At 55.3% G+C, this 15,100-nt stretch carries 15 protein-coding genes; 12 read left to right on the top strand and 3 right to left on the bottom strand.

Annotated features, from left to right (window positions below; all coding sequences use genetic code 11):
* Positions 1 to 32 precede the first annotated feature (32 nt).
* The 4 genes from trbC to traN are packed head-to-tail and all read left to right on the top strand — an operon-like array spanning position 33 to position 4,177.
* Positions 33 to 992 (top strand): type-F conjugative transfer system pilin assembly protein TrbC, encoded by a 960-nt coding sequence (gene trbC / locus AC6LJW_RS19910; RefSeq protein ID WP_498088075.1) that lies wholly within the window; start codon positions 33 to 35, stop codon positions 990 to 992.
* 2 nt (positions 993 to 994) lie between these two features.
* On the top strand, positions 995 to 1,450 hold the full coding sequence (locus AC6LJW_RS19905) for a hypothetical protein (protein ID WP_498088074.1): 456 nt from the start codon (positions 995 to 997) through the stop codon (positions 1,448 to 1,450).
* A gap of 11 nt (positions 1,451 to 1,461) precedes the next feature.
* The gene (locus AC6LJW_RS19900) at positions 1,462 to 2,598 is read left to right on the top strand and encodes a hypothetical protein (protein ID WP_498088073.1); all 1,137 of its coding nucleotides are present in this window, start codon (positions 1,462 to 1,464) and stop codon (positions 2,596 to 2,598) included.
* Between the two features lie 13 nt (positions 2,599 to 2,611).
* Entirely contained in the window at positions 2,612 to 4,177 is a 1,566-nt protein-coding gene (gene traN, locus AC6LJW_RS19895; protein ID WP_498088072.1) for a conjugal transfer protein TraN, read from the top strand.
* 114 nt (positions 4,178 to 4,291) lie between these two features.
* On the opposite strand, the gene AC6LJW_RS19890 is transcribed toward traN, so the two are convergent.
* The gene (locus AC6LJW_RS19890; RefSeq protein WP_498088071.1) at positions 4,292 to 4,876 is read right to left on the bottom strand and encodes a hypothetical protein; all 585 of its coding nucleotides are present in this window, start codon (positions 4,874 to 4,876) and stop codon (positions 4,292 to 4,294) included.
* A 151-nt stretch (positions 4,877 to 5,027) separates the two neighbouring features.
* Between AC6LJW_RS19890 and AC6LJW_RS19885 the strand changes: the two genes are divergently transcribed.
* The 8 genes from AC6LJW_RS19885 to AC6LJW_RS19850 all read left to right on the top strand — a co-directional run bounded on the left by AC6LJW_RS19885 (position 5,028) and on the right by AC6LJW_RS19850 (position 12,531).
* Positions 5,028 to 5,615 carry a phosphohydrolase gene (locus tag AC6LJW_RS19885; protein WP_498088070.1) on the top strand — a complete coding sequence of 196 codons (588 nt, stop codon included), beginning with the start codon at positions 5,028 to 5,030 and terminating at the stop codon, positions 5,613 to 5,615.
* A 2-nt stretch (positions 5,616 to 5,617) separates the two neighbouring features.
* Positions 5,618 to 6,037, top strand: a complete 420-nt coding sequence (locus tag AC6LJW_RS19880) for a hypothetical protein (protein ID WP_498088069.1) — start codon at positions 5,618 to 5,620, stop codon at positions 6,035 to 6,037.
* A 223-nt stretch (positions 6,038 to 6,260) separates the two neighbouring features.
* Entirely contained in the window at positions 6,261 to 7,247 is a 987-nt protein-coding gene (locus tag AC6LJW_RS19875) for a DUF932 domain-containing protein (protein ID WP_498088068.1), read from the top strand.
* 712 nt (positions 7,248 to 7,959) lie between these two features.
* Positions 7,960 to 8,682: a P-loop NTPase family protein gene (locus AC6LJW_RS19870; protein WP_498088067.1), complete on the top strand. Its 723-nt coding sequence runs from the start codon at positions 7,960 to 7,962 to the stop codon at positions 8,680 to 8,682.
* Between the two features lie 393 nt (positions 8,683 to 9,075).
* Positions 9,076 to 10,683 carry a GspE/PulE family protein gene (locus AC6LJW_RS19865; protein WP_498088066.1) on the top strand — a complete coding sequence of 536 codons (1,608 nt, stop codon included), beginning with the start codon at positions 9,076 to 9,078 and terminating at the stop codon, positions 10,681 to 10,683.
* 52 nt (positions 10,684 to 10,735) lie between these two features.
* Complete coding sequence (locus tag AC6LJW_RS19860) at positions 10,736 to 11,467, top strand: DsbA family protein (RefSeq protein WP_498088065.1); 732 nt, start codon at positions 10,736 to 10,738, stop codon at positions 11,465 to 11,467.
* Positions 11,468 to 11,476: 9 nt separating this feature from the next.
* A complete protein-coding gene (locus AC6LJW_RS19855) occupies positions 11,477 to 12,166 on the top strand; it encodes a lytic transglycosylase domain-containing protein (protein WP_498088064.1) in 690 nt (229 codons plus the stop codon).
* 32 nt (positions 12,167 to 12,198) lie between these two features.
* Entirely contained in the window at positions 12,199 to 12,531 is a 333-nt protein-coding gene (locus tag AC6LJW_RS19850) for an H-NS histone family protein (RefSeq protein ID WP_498088063.1), read from the top strand.
* 39 nt (positions 12,532 to 12,570) lie between these two features.
* Here AC6LJW_RS19850 and AC6LJW_RS19845 read toward each other — a convergent pair whose 3' ends face one another.
* Together AC6LJW_RS19845 and AC6LJW_RS19840 are read right to left on the bottom strand one after the other, a co-directional pair.
* Positions 12,571 to 13,473, bottom strand: a complete 903-nt coding sequence (locus AC6LJW_RS19845) for a hypothetical protein (protein WP_498088062.1) — start codon at positions 13,471 to 13,473, stop codon at positions 12,571 to 12,573.
* 17 nt (positions 13,474 to 13,490) lie between these two features.
* The coding region (locus AC6LJW_RS19840; RefSeq protein WP_498088061.1) for a type IV secretory system conjugative DNA transfer family protein at positions 13,491 to 15,100 on the bottom strand (1,610 nt) is incomplete at its 5' end.

Below are 15,100 nucleotides of genomic sequence, written 5' to 3'. Positions count from 1 at the left end.
CGCAACTATCAACGTGATCATCGAGAACTGCTATGAACCAGTCGCTCTCTCAGTACTTCACATGGGCGGCATCTATTGCCGCGTTGTTTGCGGCATTTGCGAATCCGGCATTCGCACAAGCCGAGCGCGCTGACGAACTGGACTTCCGGGGAATGCATGGGACTGCTCTCGGCGGTGTTCAGCTTCCGTCCGACGCTCAGATTCAGAAGCAAATGAAACCGCTGAACTTGCCGTCGTCAGAAGAGCTTCAGGCTCGGGGCGCTTATCAGCGCGAGAAGGCCGACAAGGCGCTTTCGCAAGCTGGCGATACAGCTCGGAGATCGGCGTTTAAGCCAGTACGAGAAGCGGCCACTGAGCAAGAGCGTGCGGCCTATGCGTCAGGACTGGCGCAGACGCAAGGAGCATTGGCCGCGAAGGTGCAAGCGGCACAGCAAGGCAAGCAAGGCTTAGCGGGGATGGTTGATCCTGCGCAGGCGGATCGGCTTCAGCAACTGCTCAAGCAGCACGAAAGTGTGAAGCAGAAACTGGCCAACCAGATGAAAAGCGGAACGATCTCTGTTCCCGAAGACGCCTTGTTGATCTTCGTATCGTTCAGCATGCCTGAACAAGTTCTCAAGAATCTTGCTGAGCAAGCCCGCGTCGCTGGTGGAGTCATGGTGCTGCGGGGAATGGTGGACGGAAAGCTGAGCGCGACGCAGGCAGCAGCGCTACGTGTCAACCAGGGGCGAGCATCGTGGGAGATCAACCCGGAACTATTCACCACGTTTGACGTGAACACCGTTCCTGCGTTCGTGCTCACCGGAAACAAGGCCGTGCTTGATGAAGGTTGCGCACCGGATGACAGCGGCCAATGCAGTCCGAAAAACACTTTCAGCAAGGTGTCTGGTGACATTTCGGTCCAAGCTGCTTTGGACACGATGCGATTGAGAACCGAGATCCCGTTTATTCGCGATCTGGCTCAGACGCGGCTCAAGAACTTCGGACGGGAGTGAACATGAACATCCAACGATGGAAGGTCGGTTTCGGGGTAGCCCTCATTTTTCTTTGCCTGGGTAACGTCGCGAACGCGCAATACAGCCCGGCCCAAGCGCTGCCCGGGTTCGATATGTCGATGATTGCGCGTGCGATTCGCTCCATGAATGGCTATGCCGAAGGGGTGATTCAGGGCGCGCAGGCAAAGGCCTTGCAAGGCATGACCCGCTCCAACGAACCACTGTTTGTGTCGGTAAAGGTGTTGCAGAGGTTCAAGCAGTTCGAGTGCGCTCGCGTGGAGATCAACGTCACGCAAGAGAAGGTGCCGACGACCTCGGGGCAGTTCGTGACCTTCCGGATGCCCCCGGTCGGCATGAATATCTGCACGGACGGCAACCCGCCTGATGGGCGGGTTGAAGACCTTCCCAAAGGAAATTGGGAAATGCGGCGCGACATGTTCGAGAGCGGTGCTCGATAGGGACGACAGGGATGAAAGTGAAACCCAAACTCGTTGCGGTTGCAGCCTTGTTGACCGTGAGCGCCGCTGCAACTGGTCAAACCACGACGCAAGATGCCCATAACCAAGGCATGAGCCTCGGCAAGTCCGAGTTGCAGCGTAACGGGAACAAGAGCATCACGGAATCCAATGCTCAGGCCAATGTGCCTTTCTACAAGGATCAGCCCGTACAGAAGAACGATTCGCGGACGGACGCAAATTTCTTTTTTGATACTGGCGTCGCGCAGATCAATTCGAGCAAAGGCTACACCTCCGGTAAATGCGACAGAGAGGGCTTCAACCCCGAAGTGGAGGCGCGCAAAGGTGTTGGCGAAGCGAAGTGGGCCAAGATGTCGCTTGAGCAGCGTACCGAGGCAATTAAGAACCAGAGCGACTTCTTCGACCAGGAGTGCGAGGGGATCAATTTCCTCGCAGGTGAATACCCAGGACGTACCGTCCATGAGATTCCGCCCGGGGACGACTTGAACAACTGGAAGCCGAATCCCATGCCACCGGATGTCCCCGGTGCGTGCGTAACGAACACCGTCACGACCCCCGCTACCTACGACAAGTATTTTTGCAACGAGTCAACCGGCGTCGAGAAAAGGCAGTGTTTCGACACTGCCAACATCACGGTCACTTACACGGACGGCTTGCCAGATGATCCGGTCCGTCAAGTCATTTACAACGACAAGTCCCCTCTATGGGAGTTGACCGTCTACCCTTCGCAAGGACTCATCCAGGTTGTAGGCCCGCAGGCCATTACCGGCACTCACCAGGAGTGCAAGTACGAGTGCATCGACGGCGGAGGCGACGCAGGCACTACCATTTGCGGCGATTTTTGCAAGGATGTCCACACGGTCGAGCGAGCCGAGGAATGGATTTCCATGTACGGCGGGCAGACCACGATATGGCAAACGTTCAAAACAAATGAGCGCTTCCGTGTACGTTCACGCCCTACAAATTCCTGCATTTTCCGCGTCGATAACTGGCATTACGCGGGTGGGGCTGGCTACGGTCCCGAAGACAACCACATGACGTGGACGTATAACTTCTGCGTCCCTCAGAAGCAGATCAACGTCACTTGGAACAACAACTGCGGGCCGTTGGAAGCGGCTGTCGGTCGATAAGGAACAGACAATAATGTTCAAGTACTTGAAAGGCTTGGCAAGGGATTCGCTGATCGCCACCCTGCTGTGGGCGTTGACATTGCCAATGAACGGTGCTGCCTGGGCGCAGCCTGCTGGATGGCATTACCCTCCGTGCGGGGCCACCGAAGTGATCGATCAGTACTGCATGTCCTGGCTTACCGATCCGGCCACTGGCAACAAGGTGTGCGCGCCAGGGCAGATGCAGGACATCTGCGTATCGGCGCTGTCGGCTGGCGATCCGAACAACACAGCAAATATCCAACGCTGCTTGAAAGAAGCGACGCCTTGCGTCGATGCGACTCCCGTAAAGAATATCAATGGCATCGACGTGACAGTGGGTGAGGTGGGCGGTTGTTGGCAATGGCGGCGTGATTACACCTGCACGACCAACACGATGGTCGATACATGCACGGAGTTCCGCAACAACCCGAAGTGCGAGGTGCAGACGCGCAAGTGTCTGGACAACGACAGCCTGTTTGGCTGCGTCGAGTATGAGATCGGTTATCAGTGTCTCGTAAAGGCCGGATCCTCGCATCAGGTCGAGGTTTGTGGTGACACCAACGTATGCGTGGGAGGCGTTTGTTGGGATACCAGCTACCCGCCCGATGGCGACTTCGCTCAGGTCGTCACCGACATGGAGATCGCTCGCGAGATCGGCGTCTACAACCCGGATGGCCTTGATATTTTCAAGGGTGAGGCTAGCACTTGCCGCTCCAAGCGTGGCGCGGGGATCAAGAGCTGCTGCTCCCTGAATACGGAGGGAGCCGACCAGACCAACAACGCCATCATGGGCGAGTTCCTGGCAGGCGCGGGAAGCTTTGCCGTGCGTGCGGGCAGCAAGTTCGTCCTCGACACGCTATATGGCGACACGGTGAACTGGATTTCCTCGGGGATGTCTGCCGCTGTTCAAAGCGTTCCGGGCGGCACGGGCTTCCTCGAAGGTATCTCCAACCCGAGCTTCAGCTATTTCGGCTTCTCTATCGGGGGAACGGGGACGTTCCTGGGAACCTCTGGGTATACGCTGGTAGCCCCAGGCGGTGGCATGCCGGGCATGTACTTCAACCCTTACGCGCTGGCGGCTGCAATTGCCATTCAGGTCATCATGAGTGCGATGTCCTGCAATGAGGAAGAGGCAATGCTCGCTATGCGGCGCGGCGCGGAGTTGTGCTCGCCTCGAATTGGTGATTGGTGCGAGAAGGAAGTGCTGGGCGTTTGCGTGACCCGGAAGCAGTCTTATTGCTGCTACAACTCAAAGTTTGCGCGCATCGTGAACGTGGAAGGGCGCAAGCAGTTGGGGTGGGGCTGGGGCAATGAACGGTCGCCCCAGTGCGAGGGGTTCAACGCGGGCGAGCTTGCACGTATCGACTTCAGCAAGATCGATATGAGCGAGCTTATCGACGACATCATGAAGGCTTACGACCCGCAATACCTGAATGCTGACAAGGCCAATGCGTCCAACACCATCACCGACAAAAAGGATGAATGGGTGAAAGAAAGCTGCGACCGTGCCAAGGCAGCAAATCCCACGGGCAAGCTCCCTGCGGAATGCACGTCGTGAAGGCTTGAGAGCGATCCAGGGACGAAAAAGGGCTTTGCCTGATGCGAGGCCCCTGACGTTCAAAAGAAAAGCGGCCAGTAGGCCGCTTTTCTATTTCGCATGGACGGGCGGCGTTCAGTTGGACGCCGCCACGGCCTTCTTGAGAGGCACGTTGTACTTTTCGCGAAGCGATTCGCAGCTCGGCTCGAAGGCGGTCCTGCGATGCAGACGCGGATCGGTGTGCATGATGTAGAGGTAGGGCGTGTCGTCGTCTACCACCTTGACGGGTTCCCCTATGTCCAGGCAGTGAAACTTGATCGCGCGCTCCATATAGACATTGGGTGCCGCGATGCTGATGGTTTCCCCGTTGTCCTTCTTCAGCACGATTTGCGGAGGAATGGGCGCGTTGCTCGCGGCAATGGCATCGGCAAACACCCCGACAAGCCCGACGAGGGCACCACCGCCAGCGGCGCTCAAGCCAGTGCCCATAGACGCCAGACTGCCAAGCGAATCCGAACCAGTGGCCAGGGTGCTTGCCGTTTCCTTTGCAAAGGAATGAGCCACGCCCGCATCGTCCTGGTACTGGAAGTCAACAACCGTGGCGCGGTACAGCACGGGAAAAGGACCGGCAAATTCCTGCCCGTTCTTGGTATTGGGTTCCAGGGAGACGCAGCCCGAGAGGGCAAATGCCATGGTAACAACGGAGAGCAGTTTCATCATTGCATTCTCAAAGTAGAAGGGCTGTTAATGAGTTCATTGTAACCCATGTCGGGCGTTATGACTAGCCTTAGTTGAGCATGTCTATCAAGCACTTGGTCCAGCAAAGGATGCCCTCTCTGGTGTCCGCCAAGCTCTTTACTGGAGCATTGCCATGTTCAACGCGCTTTTGCACGTCACGAAGTACGTCGCGCTGTTCTCCGGAGCGCGCTTTTTTCCCTTCAACCCTATCGACATGAATCTGATCTCCCGAGTGGATCTGGAGGACATTGCTCACTCGTTGAGCAACAAATGTCGGTTCAACGGCCATTGCAGCGAGTTTTACTCGGTAGCCCAGCATTGCGTTCATGTCGCAATGCTTGTGCATGATGAAAGGCTGCGGATCCCGGCGCTGTTGCATGACGCCAGCGAAGCATATGTGGGTGATGTCGTGTCGCCCCTGAAGCGGATGTTTGCGGGTTTGCTCATGTTGGAGGGGCGAGTCCAAAAGCAGATAAATTCCCGTTTCGGAATTATGCTTTCAACGGATGATGAGCTTGCCCTAAAGCGAGCTGATCTCATTGCCTTGGCGACGGAAAAGCGAGACTTGATGCCCAAGCAGCGGCATGAGGCGTGGTCTTATCTCCGAGGTATCGAGCCGGACCCTCAGCCAATCATTCCACTGCTCCCTGAGCAAGCGAAGGCGCTGTTCCTGGACTACTTTCAAGCGTATGCCGCATTTGATCGCGTGAAGGTGGCTTGACCATGAGCACATCTGATCTGCTACAGCAAGATCGTGCCCACGGTCCCCGCAGCTCGTTGAAAGGGGAGTTTGCGCCACGGGCCGAAGTGGTCGCGTTCTTGGAAGCACAAGGGTGTACCGACATCTTGGCGAGAATGCGAGAGCGTTATGAGCGGTGGGAGACGGTCTGCGACCTTGCAGGGAAGACAGGAGCGCTGGGAACGGTTCTTACCGACGAGCACCAGGGGAAGTGGTGTTTGATCACTCCTGATCCCAAGCCCGGCATGTACCGTTATAGTTGTTTGGATCGAAGAGGATTCACCGGCCACGGCGAATACTCCAGTCCAGAGGCGGCGCTGGTAGCAGCTTTTGGGATGGGCTTCGAGTTCCTGTCCGATTCGTCTGTAGTGGACCGCGTGATAGCGTCGGATGAATGGATGTAGTCTTCATGATTGCATCCTGAGCGACCCCAAGGCTTTTTGCCTTGGGGTTTTTTTTCGCTTGGCGTGACGCCCGGCTTGAGCAGGATGGCCAGGGTAGTCGCCAATTTTCGCTGTCTTTGGCAGGCCATTGAGTAGCTGCACTTGAGCATGTCTATACCCGTACTTGGTCTGACAAAGAACACTCTCTCTGGTGTTCGCCAAGCTCTGTTTTTGGGAGTTACAAATGGCACACGAACTTAATTTCATGGCAAATGGCAACGCGGCAATGGCTTTTGTCGGGCCTACCCCCTGGCATGGCCTGGGGCAAGAACTGACGCGCGGCGCATCCATTGATGAATGGCGGGTGCAGGCAGGCCTGAACTGGCGTGTTGAGCGCTCTCCGGTCTTCTTTCATCAAAACCCGGACTTCGGCTTTGGCAACATCAAGTATGCCAAACGCCATGTCCTTTTCCGTAATGACACTCAGCAAGAGTTGTCGGTAGTCTCCAAGGACTACAAGGTTCACCAACCCGAAGATGTGCTCAGTTTCTTCGATGAAATTGCGCGGATTGGCGGGTTCCAGCTCGAAACGGCTGGTGTGCTCAGGCACGGTGAGCGAATCTGGGGTTTGGCGCGGGTCCATGATGGGCATGAGATCGTGGACGGCGACGTGTCGCGGCCCTACCTTCTCATGGCAACGTCCTACGATGGGACGCTTGCTACGAAGGCTTACTTCACCTCGGTGCGAGTGGTCTGCAACAACACACTGCAAATGTCTATGGCCGATCAAAAGGAAGGCATTCGCGTGTCGCATAGCGTCCGCTTCGATTCGGAAAAAATCCGAAAAGACCTCGGGATCTACGTCGATTCTTGGGAGCGGTTCCAACACGAAATGCGTGTCATGGCAATGAAGCCAATGTCGTTCAGCGATGCGGAATCGTTCACCGCAAAGTTGCTCAGCAAGCGGCAAGCACCCAATCCCCAGACGGGCATCAAAGCCGATATCCGGAAGAACAAAAGCTTCCAGAAAATCATGTCGCTTTTCCAGGGGGACGCGCTTGGCGCGGACATGGCAGGCCAGACCGCGTACGGTATGTTGAATGCCATCACGGAATGGACTGACCACTATAAGGGCCGGTCGGTTGACACCCGATTGAACGCTGCTTGGTTTGGTGACGGCAACGCCATGAAGCTCGAAGCAAAAGAAATGTTACGAGAGTACGCTTCGTAATCATTTCGCCCCAAAAGCCCCATCCTCCTTTGGAGGTGGGGCTTTTTTTCTTTTGTATCAGAGGTAAGTGCGTGAGTTTGTGCCCGCTGTAACAAACATGCTTTATCGCTGGTTTTGTCTAGCCACACAAAAATAACCGTAAGCTGTTGATTTAAATAGAGAAATGATGTATAAAATAATTGTTACCACAATCCGTAATGGAACGATTTTCAGAGAAATGTGTGGTAAAGTTTTGCATTGAACTTGCAAGTATTTATGTCGTTTGTGACGAGCAAAGCGCGCGATGAGCGATGCGCAGGATCCGGTTTTAGGGTGGTTCAGGGAGCTTTTTTGGGGGTGTGATACCCGAAACTGCTCGCTCCGGTCGCCAAGCTCGGCTCAGGCCAGCGTGAATGTTTCGAGAGGCACGAACGAATGCCGCACCCTAGCGGGAGCGGATCAGGTCGTCGGTCAATGGGCTGTTCATGCCTGGAACTACCGACGCTTGAGCAACTACGAATTGTTCAGATGTATTGAGTGAAAGCGCCATTGCTGGATGTGCATGACTAGCATCCAGATGGCACTGACAACCTAACAACTGTTCTATGTCGTTTAGATGGCTATTCAGAGCATCTGATGAACTCGCCAGCCGGACACGCCGACATCAGATCGGCGGTCCAGCTCAAACAGGCGGGCGACGTAGGCGTCCGGCAAAACGCGTTTGAGAGTTGATATGTTTGGTGAAGCAGAAGGGTCTACACAGCACGGCACGGAGAGCCTGGAATCCACGACAGCAGTGCGTAACTGCGCGGAGCACGGGCCATACGTTGCATTTCTCAGCGCAAGGGGAGGGTACACGGGATGCACGCAGTGCGCGGACCTCGACAAAGGCAAGGGGAGCGCGGCGGGCGGCGAGCTGATCGAAAACCTAATGATGATGCGCAGTGGTGTCCCGGAGGGGATCGCCGGAGCGTCGTTCGAATCCTTCCATCCGATCTTGGCAAAGCAGAAGTCGATGCTGACTTTCGTGGTGGGCATCGCTGAGCAATGGCACAGTCGGAATTTCGAGGCCTGCGGCCAATTGGCGCTGTTTGGGAATAGCGGTACAGGAAAGACTCACATTGCCGTGTCCATGCTGCGGCGAATCGCAGAGAGCATGGAGGTCCGCTACGTTGACGCGAGCTTGGGGCTTCCAGCCGCTAATGATGATAGTGGCCTACTGGTGCTCGACAATCTCTTCTACTGTGACGAACCGTCCGACGCTAGCAAGACAGCTCGGCTGAACGATCTTTTGTATTCTCGGACAGAGAACAAACAGCCCACGATCTTCGTCAGCGAGCAGACGAAGGACCAGTTCAATGCAAAGTTGAGTGGGCGCACGCTCCATTGGTTGCGGATGGCCAGGACGCAAGTGGTCAACTTCAATTGGGACGTGGAGACGCATTTGGTGGGGTAAGAGCTTCCAAGCGGGAGCAGGCAGGCGCACATGAGTGCGCCTTTTTTTTGTTTCCAATCTGTATAATGCATTAAATTAAGTCATAACGGTATTTGAGGGACTGCGATGATTCTGCGGGCGCTAGTGGGCGCAGCTTTTTTCTGCCTCTTTCTTTGGTGGGTGGCTGCCGTCGCCTTGGAACGTGATCCTTGCGCGCAAGTGGACGTTGCCGCCACCCCGGTGCGTCTGGTCATGCAAGGCGCACGAGCGCTCGATAAGAACCTTCAGTGGGTTGCAGATCAGCTTACATGGCTCTCCTGGAGCATCAAGGCGGATGTGATGGCTCAGCGAGGCATAGCTGTGGTCCTTCATGGCCGAGATCTCAAGTGTGAAAAATTTTAAGGAGAGTTCAGCATGGGCGTGAAGCGACCGGAACTATTTATCGCGACCTCGGGCACTGATAAGGACGCGATTCTGAAGCTAAATCAGATCTTCGCAAATGGCGTCAAGGCGGGGGTCGCAGACATTCAGCTTCGTTTGGAGGGGGGCGTGCTGCTCGTTCAGCACGTTGGAGATCGTGTCGAAACGGTGGATTCAGTTGAAGGCCCGGATGCCAAGACGATCTTGGATCGCATCAAATCCCGGGCGGGTATCAGCCAGACGGAATTCCTCACCCCAAAGGACGGTCGCTTCGATCTGACGTTCGACGAGGCCAAGTGGGGCTTCGCGCGTGAGCTGGACGTGCGCGTTTCGGTGATTCCTACTGATGCTGGAGAGACAATGGTGTGTCGTCTCCTGGCTCAAGTTGACGAAAAATTGAGCCTGGATCGGATTCGTATGAGCAGTTCGGTCCGAAACAAGTTGGAGGGCCTGCTTCGCGAAAAGTCAGGCATTTTCATCGTTTGTGGTCCGGTCGGTTCAGGAAAGACTACGTTGCTCTTCTCGCTGCTCGCAGCTCTTAAAAAAATGGGCAAGAACATCAAGACTATCGAGGATCCGGTTGAGATTGCCCTAGCGGGTATTGACCAGATGCAGGTGTCGAACAAGCTCTCATTCGAGCAAGGAATCCGAGCTATGGTCCGCCAGCGCGTCCACGTAGGGTTGGTGGGCGAGGTGCGCGACGAGGAAACTGCACTTACGGCTTTCCGCGTCGGAAATACGGGCACATTGATCCTGTTCACGATTCACGCGGACGACGCTGCGAGCGTCATCACGCGATGCGAAGACCTCGGGATCGACAGGCAAACCTTTGCCCAAGCTGTGCGTCTTATCGTCTTCACCCGTTTGATCGATGGTCTTCCCGAAGGTGCAGATTACCCGAGGGTCGAGCCGAGTGAAGCGTCACGCAACTGGCTCGAAAGCGCCGAGCTGTTTGATGGTCAAGACCGCTTCATAGAGGTGCCTGACACCGACTACAAGGGGAAGATTCCGCTGTTCGAAATGATCGAAGTCACGCCGCGTATGAGACGCGCCATCGTGAATGGTGGCTCGCGGAAGGAAATATTCGAAGCTGCCGCTATGCAACCTCAGTTCGAGACGCTTGCAGAGTGCGCCGTCCGCCATGCCCGGGAGGGTAAGACCACGCTGTCAGCCGTACAAGAGTTGGTTGGCGAGACAGTACAGGCGGTACATTCGAACAGAATCGACAAGCGTCTTTATGCGCAAAATATCATCACCGCCAGCCAACAGTTCGAATGCGTCGAACGCTGGGGTGAGCTACGTCAACTCGGCAAGGTAATTCCGCTTTGGCAGGTCGTGCTGGATATGGGGTTCGCATCGCTTGAGCAGGTGATGGACATCGTAGGGGCAGATGAGTCCTGCCAAGACCGCGTTGCATTCTACGTCGAGCAAGGCTTCTTCAGTCGGGAAGATGCGCAGCCTGTAATTGCTCGGTGGAAAGAAGACAAGTACGCGCAATCCCTGTTCCGGTTGCTCGAAAGCCATAACTTGGCGTCCCACGATCAAATCTACGTCAGAGAAGTGCTTCACTTCCGTCGCGGGGGCATGCTTGCCCTTGAGTGACGAGACGGGCCATCTGAACGCACGAAGTAAACGCGGAACAAGGAGTGAAAGAATGAACCTTTTTATCTTGCAGGGGTTGCGTATTGCCTCGGCTAAACGCTCGCGCTGGGTCGCGAAAGTGGCGCTAGCAACGGCCACGACTGCGTTGTATGTTGGCTCGCCCGGGGCGGCTGAGGCCCAAGCCTCCATGCCAACTCAGGCTAATGTCCAATCCCGTTCCGCGAAAGATGGCCAGTTGCCGTATCGGGAAGTGATCGCCTACAAGGATGATCGGAGGGTGGTCCGAGTCTTTTTGACGTTTGATTGCCCGATATCGTTCTTGTACGACTCCGTGTTGTGGAAATGGAGTCGAGATCTGCCGAGAAATTGGAAGGTTGAATTTACGCCCGTCTTCACAAAAGAGCCGTGGAGCTTTGCCGCGTTGAAGGCATTCTCCGCAGTGAAGGTGGCTGATCCGAACAAGCTTGAGGTCTTCATGAACCGGGCATTCGCAGCCATTCAGCAGGAGAAGCGCAATCCCATGGAAGAGCAGACATGGCGCGATATTGTGCAATCCAGCGGCGTGAACATGCCCAGGTTCATGCAAGCTTGGAAAAGGCTTGCCAGCGCGGAAGGTGTCGTGGATAAGACGGTGGAGCGGGTGACACATTACGGCGTTTCGGTCACGCCGACTGTGGTGATCGATGGCCGCTATGTGATCACCCCTGAAAACACTAACGGCAACGGCGAACTTTTCATGCAATTGCTAAACGGAATGATTTCCAAGGCCGAAGGGTACGCCTAAGTGACGCATATGCAGCTTCTGACAGTGAGCCGCGTGGCAGCGAAAATGGCCCGGCTAGTTGCCGGATTGGCTATTGCGCTCGCGCTTACCAACAGTGCGACCGCTAAGAGTCCCAGCGTCGCCGAGTTAGAAAGCTGCTTTGTTGCTCCGTCGAAGGAGTACGGCGTCAACGTATATCTGATAATTGCGATTGCGCTCCACGAATCCAATCTGAACCCCCAGGCAATCAACAGCGCGAACTTTGACGATTCCGAAGACATTGGGATCATGCAGATAAATTCCTGGTGGCTTTCGAATTCACTGCATAAGTACGGGATTGACCGGGACAGACTCTGGAACCCTTGCTTAAATATCAAGGTGGGCACATGGATACTCGCGCAGGAAATCGCAAAGCATGGGCGCGGGTGGACAGCGGTTGGCTACTACAACGCAAGAAGTGAAGATAAACGGTTGCGTTACATCGAGCGCATAAGAGGCTCGCTTGCTCGCGTTTACCGAGCATATGGCATCGTGGACGCCAACCCGGACGATCCGACTCATCCGACGTTGCAAGTCCCGAGGCAGGGGGTAGCGCTGAACGACGCGTTTCGGACCAACAAGAGGCCCGTCCAGGGGCGGAAAAATACAGAGGGGAATAATGGGAGCCAAAGGAAGATCATAGTGGTAAGTGCCGACGCGCCCCAGCGCGCAACAGAATAACTGGTTACGCCACAACGGGAATTTAAATCGCCATGCTTGGAAGTAAGAGGTTGCGTTCGCTCGCGCAGCGCGAGAGTAAGCTGCGCCAGGAGCGCGAGCGCATCAGGGGGAAGATGGTCAATGAAATTATCGACATCATGGAGGCGCACGGGATTGAGTTAGCACACCTCAGGGATGTGGTTCGTGAGAGGTTTGAGGCTAGACGACCGACGCGAGGTCGCAACGCAAAGAGGCCGACCAAGTACCGCGACGACGTGACAGGCGACACATGGGCTGGAGTTGGAGCGCGGCCTAATTGGATCAAAGATCGCTTGTCGCAAGGGCGCAACTTGGAAGATTTTTATGTTGGCCCTGAACAAAGTTGAACGGCTTCCGCATCTAAGCGCGGCAGCCGTTTATGCTCGTCATTCTTCAGGAAAATAGCTTGACCATGACAAATCGATTCGCCGTTGTCGATTCAACGTTGGTCGAATTTGATCGTCACTCTTCAGAATTGGATTGATGCCAGTCAGATACCAGCGCGATTCGCCGTCCGCCGTTTTTAGCTCGGACGGTGACGCGAGGTACTGGTGCTGTAGCATTGAAAGCGTGCTCAGCTCTGCTTCGCTAACAAATTTCTTCAGTTGCGAAGCGGTCGCACCTGGGAATGTCCACAGAACCTTGGCCAATCCATGAGCACGTATGCCCAGTTCCAGGAACACCGAGTCGGCGATGTAGCCGGGTAACTCGACGGCATCCAAGTCGAATGGTGAAGCAGCGCGCTTCTCCAGCCGCCACAGCTCGAACATGATCCGCATCCGGATGATGTCGGGTCGAGCATTATGGGCGTAGCAGCAGTCCTCGAACGTTACTGCATGAGGGTCAAGGCCCTGAGGGTTGCCAAAGATCCAGTTCGCGACCTCACGGCACTTGCTGGGGATGTCGATAGTGCGCAAAAGCACTTGCACGGCCTGATAAATGCATAGTGCAGACCAACGAAGTGCTCCATCCTCTAGTTCAAGGATGTCGCGGGGCATCACCCCTTTTTCGCTTTCCTCCGTGGATTCGAAAGAGACGGAAAAACGGTGCTCTTCGAATTCAGACAGTGACGAAGTAGGATCACATGATCCAAGAATATCCTCTTCGGTAGAAATAGCATCCATTTCAGAGTGGGCGTCATCACCTCCTGGAAGGCTGGTGTCGCTACCCTCGAAAAGAGCCATCCAATCAGAATCCGAGGTAAGCTGAAAATCAGCAAAAGCCCCAAGACCAGCGACGCTATCGTTAGATAAAATTTCAGTTCTGAGTCCATCATTTTTCCCGGTCATTAGACTTCCCTTCGCCGCTACGCAGACGGCCGATCCTTTTTCTTCTGAGGTTGAGCCGACGTGAGGTAGCGGTCGGAATTCTTGAAGTAGTCACACCCCTTGACGGTGGGGGTCTGAGTGTGCGTGATTCGAAACGGACCAATTTCCTTCGCAAGTCCAGGATCGATATCTATCTTTGGAATCTTTAGGTGGAATAGTTCGCCACCCTTGTGAATCATCACTGCTTCGCCAATGTCCTGCTCACGAACTTCGTCGGCAGTAACACGGTAGTCCAGGTCTTCGCTCTCAGAGAATCCGATGGACATGTCATCAGAAGCTCCGCCTTCTGGGGCAACGGCGATCTTGGGTGTCGAGACACTTTTGCGAGACGTGGCGCTGATCCCTTCTTTCACAACGTTCGTCTGCCCAATAATCGTTGCAGCCTCTTCCGCGCCCACCGGATCGCCAAGCCCAAAAAATATTTTCGTCGCGGTGACGGAGTTGATGATCTGCTTGAAGTCGGCACTCACCTTGTCCAGTTGGCCGTACGTCTGGAAGAGTGGCCAGAGGCTCGTACCGGCGGTCCGACCTTGCTCGAATGGCTGGTCCATTGATCTCATTCCGTAGGCTCCGAATTCGTCCCATAGGGACAGAAAGATGGGGTCGGGCCGCTCGTGCTTGCGCTGTTGAAACCACGACAGTGACGTACGGAAATCCGCGAGTGCCATTTTGGCGAAGGCGAAAGCAGCCTCGGGCTTGCCCATACTGGGCAAGCGGAGCACAACAATTTTGTTGTCTCGCATTGCGTCGTACAGCTTCACTTGTGGAGAGTACGAGTTCGCAACGTCGCCGAAGCTACCCGTACCGAATGCGTGCAGCCTGCTGCCGATTCCTCCGAACATCTCCTTCAGCCGCTTGATGTTGATCGTATTTTGCAGGTTGTGGGTCTGATCACTGATACCGAACCCGCCTTTGTACTGCTCCAGAAACAGCGAGAGATTCTTCGTGGCGCGATGGCCTGGGATCGTCTTCCGCATCCGATCCTCAAGCTCCTGCAAGGGATTCTGGTTTGTGATCAGGATGGAAAGGTCGATGAAGTTGTAGGCGGTGCCACAAGCCTTTAAAGCACCTATCAACGTCGCCAGACCTTGTTTCGCTGCCTGCCTATAGTGGTCAGCCCCGGGGTTGTCTTCAGAGGCCGGGATGAGCGCAAGGATCCGGTCTGCCACCTCGTCCTCATCGCCGTAGAGGATAGGGTTGTAAGTGTGGCTCTCGCTAGCGTTGCCGGGATTGATGACTAAGAGGTCCTGTGCGCGACCTGCCCAGGTCGCGAACTGATAGAACGTATTCAAATCGTCGCTATCAAGCTTGGCATCGACATACATAAGCCCGCCGCCACGCATCATTTGCTGGAGTGCCACAAGCTTCGTTAGCTCCGTCTTGCCATAGCCCGAGCCGCCTTGTACCAGAACGTGGCGGGAGAGCATATCGTCGGGCAAGTAAACGGGTTTGCCGGTATCGGTCCGGTAGCCGACCATGATGCCCGTCTTCTTGAGTAGCTTTCTCGACGAACGAAGGTTCAGCTTCGTCTTGATGACGTTCTCGCGTCGAATCTCTTCGAAGAGTCTGTGGCCCACCCAGCCAGCCC

The sequence above is a fragment of the Achromobacter sp. 1012554356 genome (assembly GCF_059760815.1).
Note: the sequence above shows the minus strand (reverse complement) of the source record. Positions and strands in the feature narration are given on the sequence as shown.

Coding starts and splice junctions, on each gene's coding strand:
- AC6LJW_RS19860 (WP_498088065.1), top strand. CDS start 10,736: ATGAACCTTTTTATCTTGCAGGGGTTGCGTATTGCCTCGGCTAAACGC.
- AC6LJW_RS19905 (WP_498088074.1), top strand. CDS start 995: ATGAACATCCAACGATGGAAGGTCGGTTTCGGGGTAGCCCTCATTTTT.
- AC6LJW_RS19880 (WP_498088069.1), top strand. CDS start 5,618: ATGAGCACATCTGATCTGCTACAGCAAGATCGTGCCCACGGTCCCCGC.
- AC6LJW_RS19865 (WP_498088066.1), top strand. CDS start 9,076: ATGGGCGTGAAGCGACCGGAACTATTTATCGCGACCTCGGGCACTGAT.
- AC6LJW_RS19875 (WP_498088068.1), top strand. CDS start 6,261: ATGGCACACGAACTTAATTTCATGGCAAATGGCAACGCGGCAATGGCT.
- trbC (WP_498088075.1), top strand. CDS start 33: ATGAACCAGTCGCTCTCTCAGTACTTCACATGGGCGGCATCTATTGCC.
- AC6LJW_RS19890 (WP_498088071.1), bottom strand. CDS start 4,876: ATGATGAAACTGCTCTCCGTTGTTACCATGGCATTTGCCCTCTCGGGC.
- AC6LJW_RS19900 (WP_498088073.1), top strand. CDS start 1,462: ATGAAAGTGAAACCCAAACTCGTTGCGGTTGCAGCCTTGTTGACCGTG.
- AC6LJW_RS19855 (WP_498088064.1), top strand. CDS start 11,477: ATGCAGCTTCTGACAGTGAGCCGCGTGGCAGCGAAAATGGCCCGGCTA.
- AC6LJW_RS19870 (WP_498088067.1), top strand. CDS start 7,960: ATGTTTGGTGAAGCAGAAGGGTCTACACAGCACGGCACGGAGAGCCTG.
- traN (WP_498088072.1), top strand. CDS start 2,612: ATGTTCAAGTACTTGAAAGGCTTGGCAAGGGATTCGCTGATCGCCACC.
- AC6LJW_RS19845 (WP_498088062.1), bottom strand. CDS start 13,473: ATGACCGGGAAAAATGATGGACTCAGAACTGAAATTTTATCTAACGAT.
- AC6LJW_RS19885 (WP_498088070.1), top strand. CDS start 5,028: ATGTTCAACGCGCTTTTGCACGTCACGAAGTACGTCGCGCTGTTCTCC.
- AC6LJW_RS19850 (WP_498088063.1), top strand. CDS start 12,199: ATGCTTGGAAGTAAGAGGTTGCGTTCGCTCGCGCAGCGCGAGAGTAAG.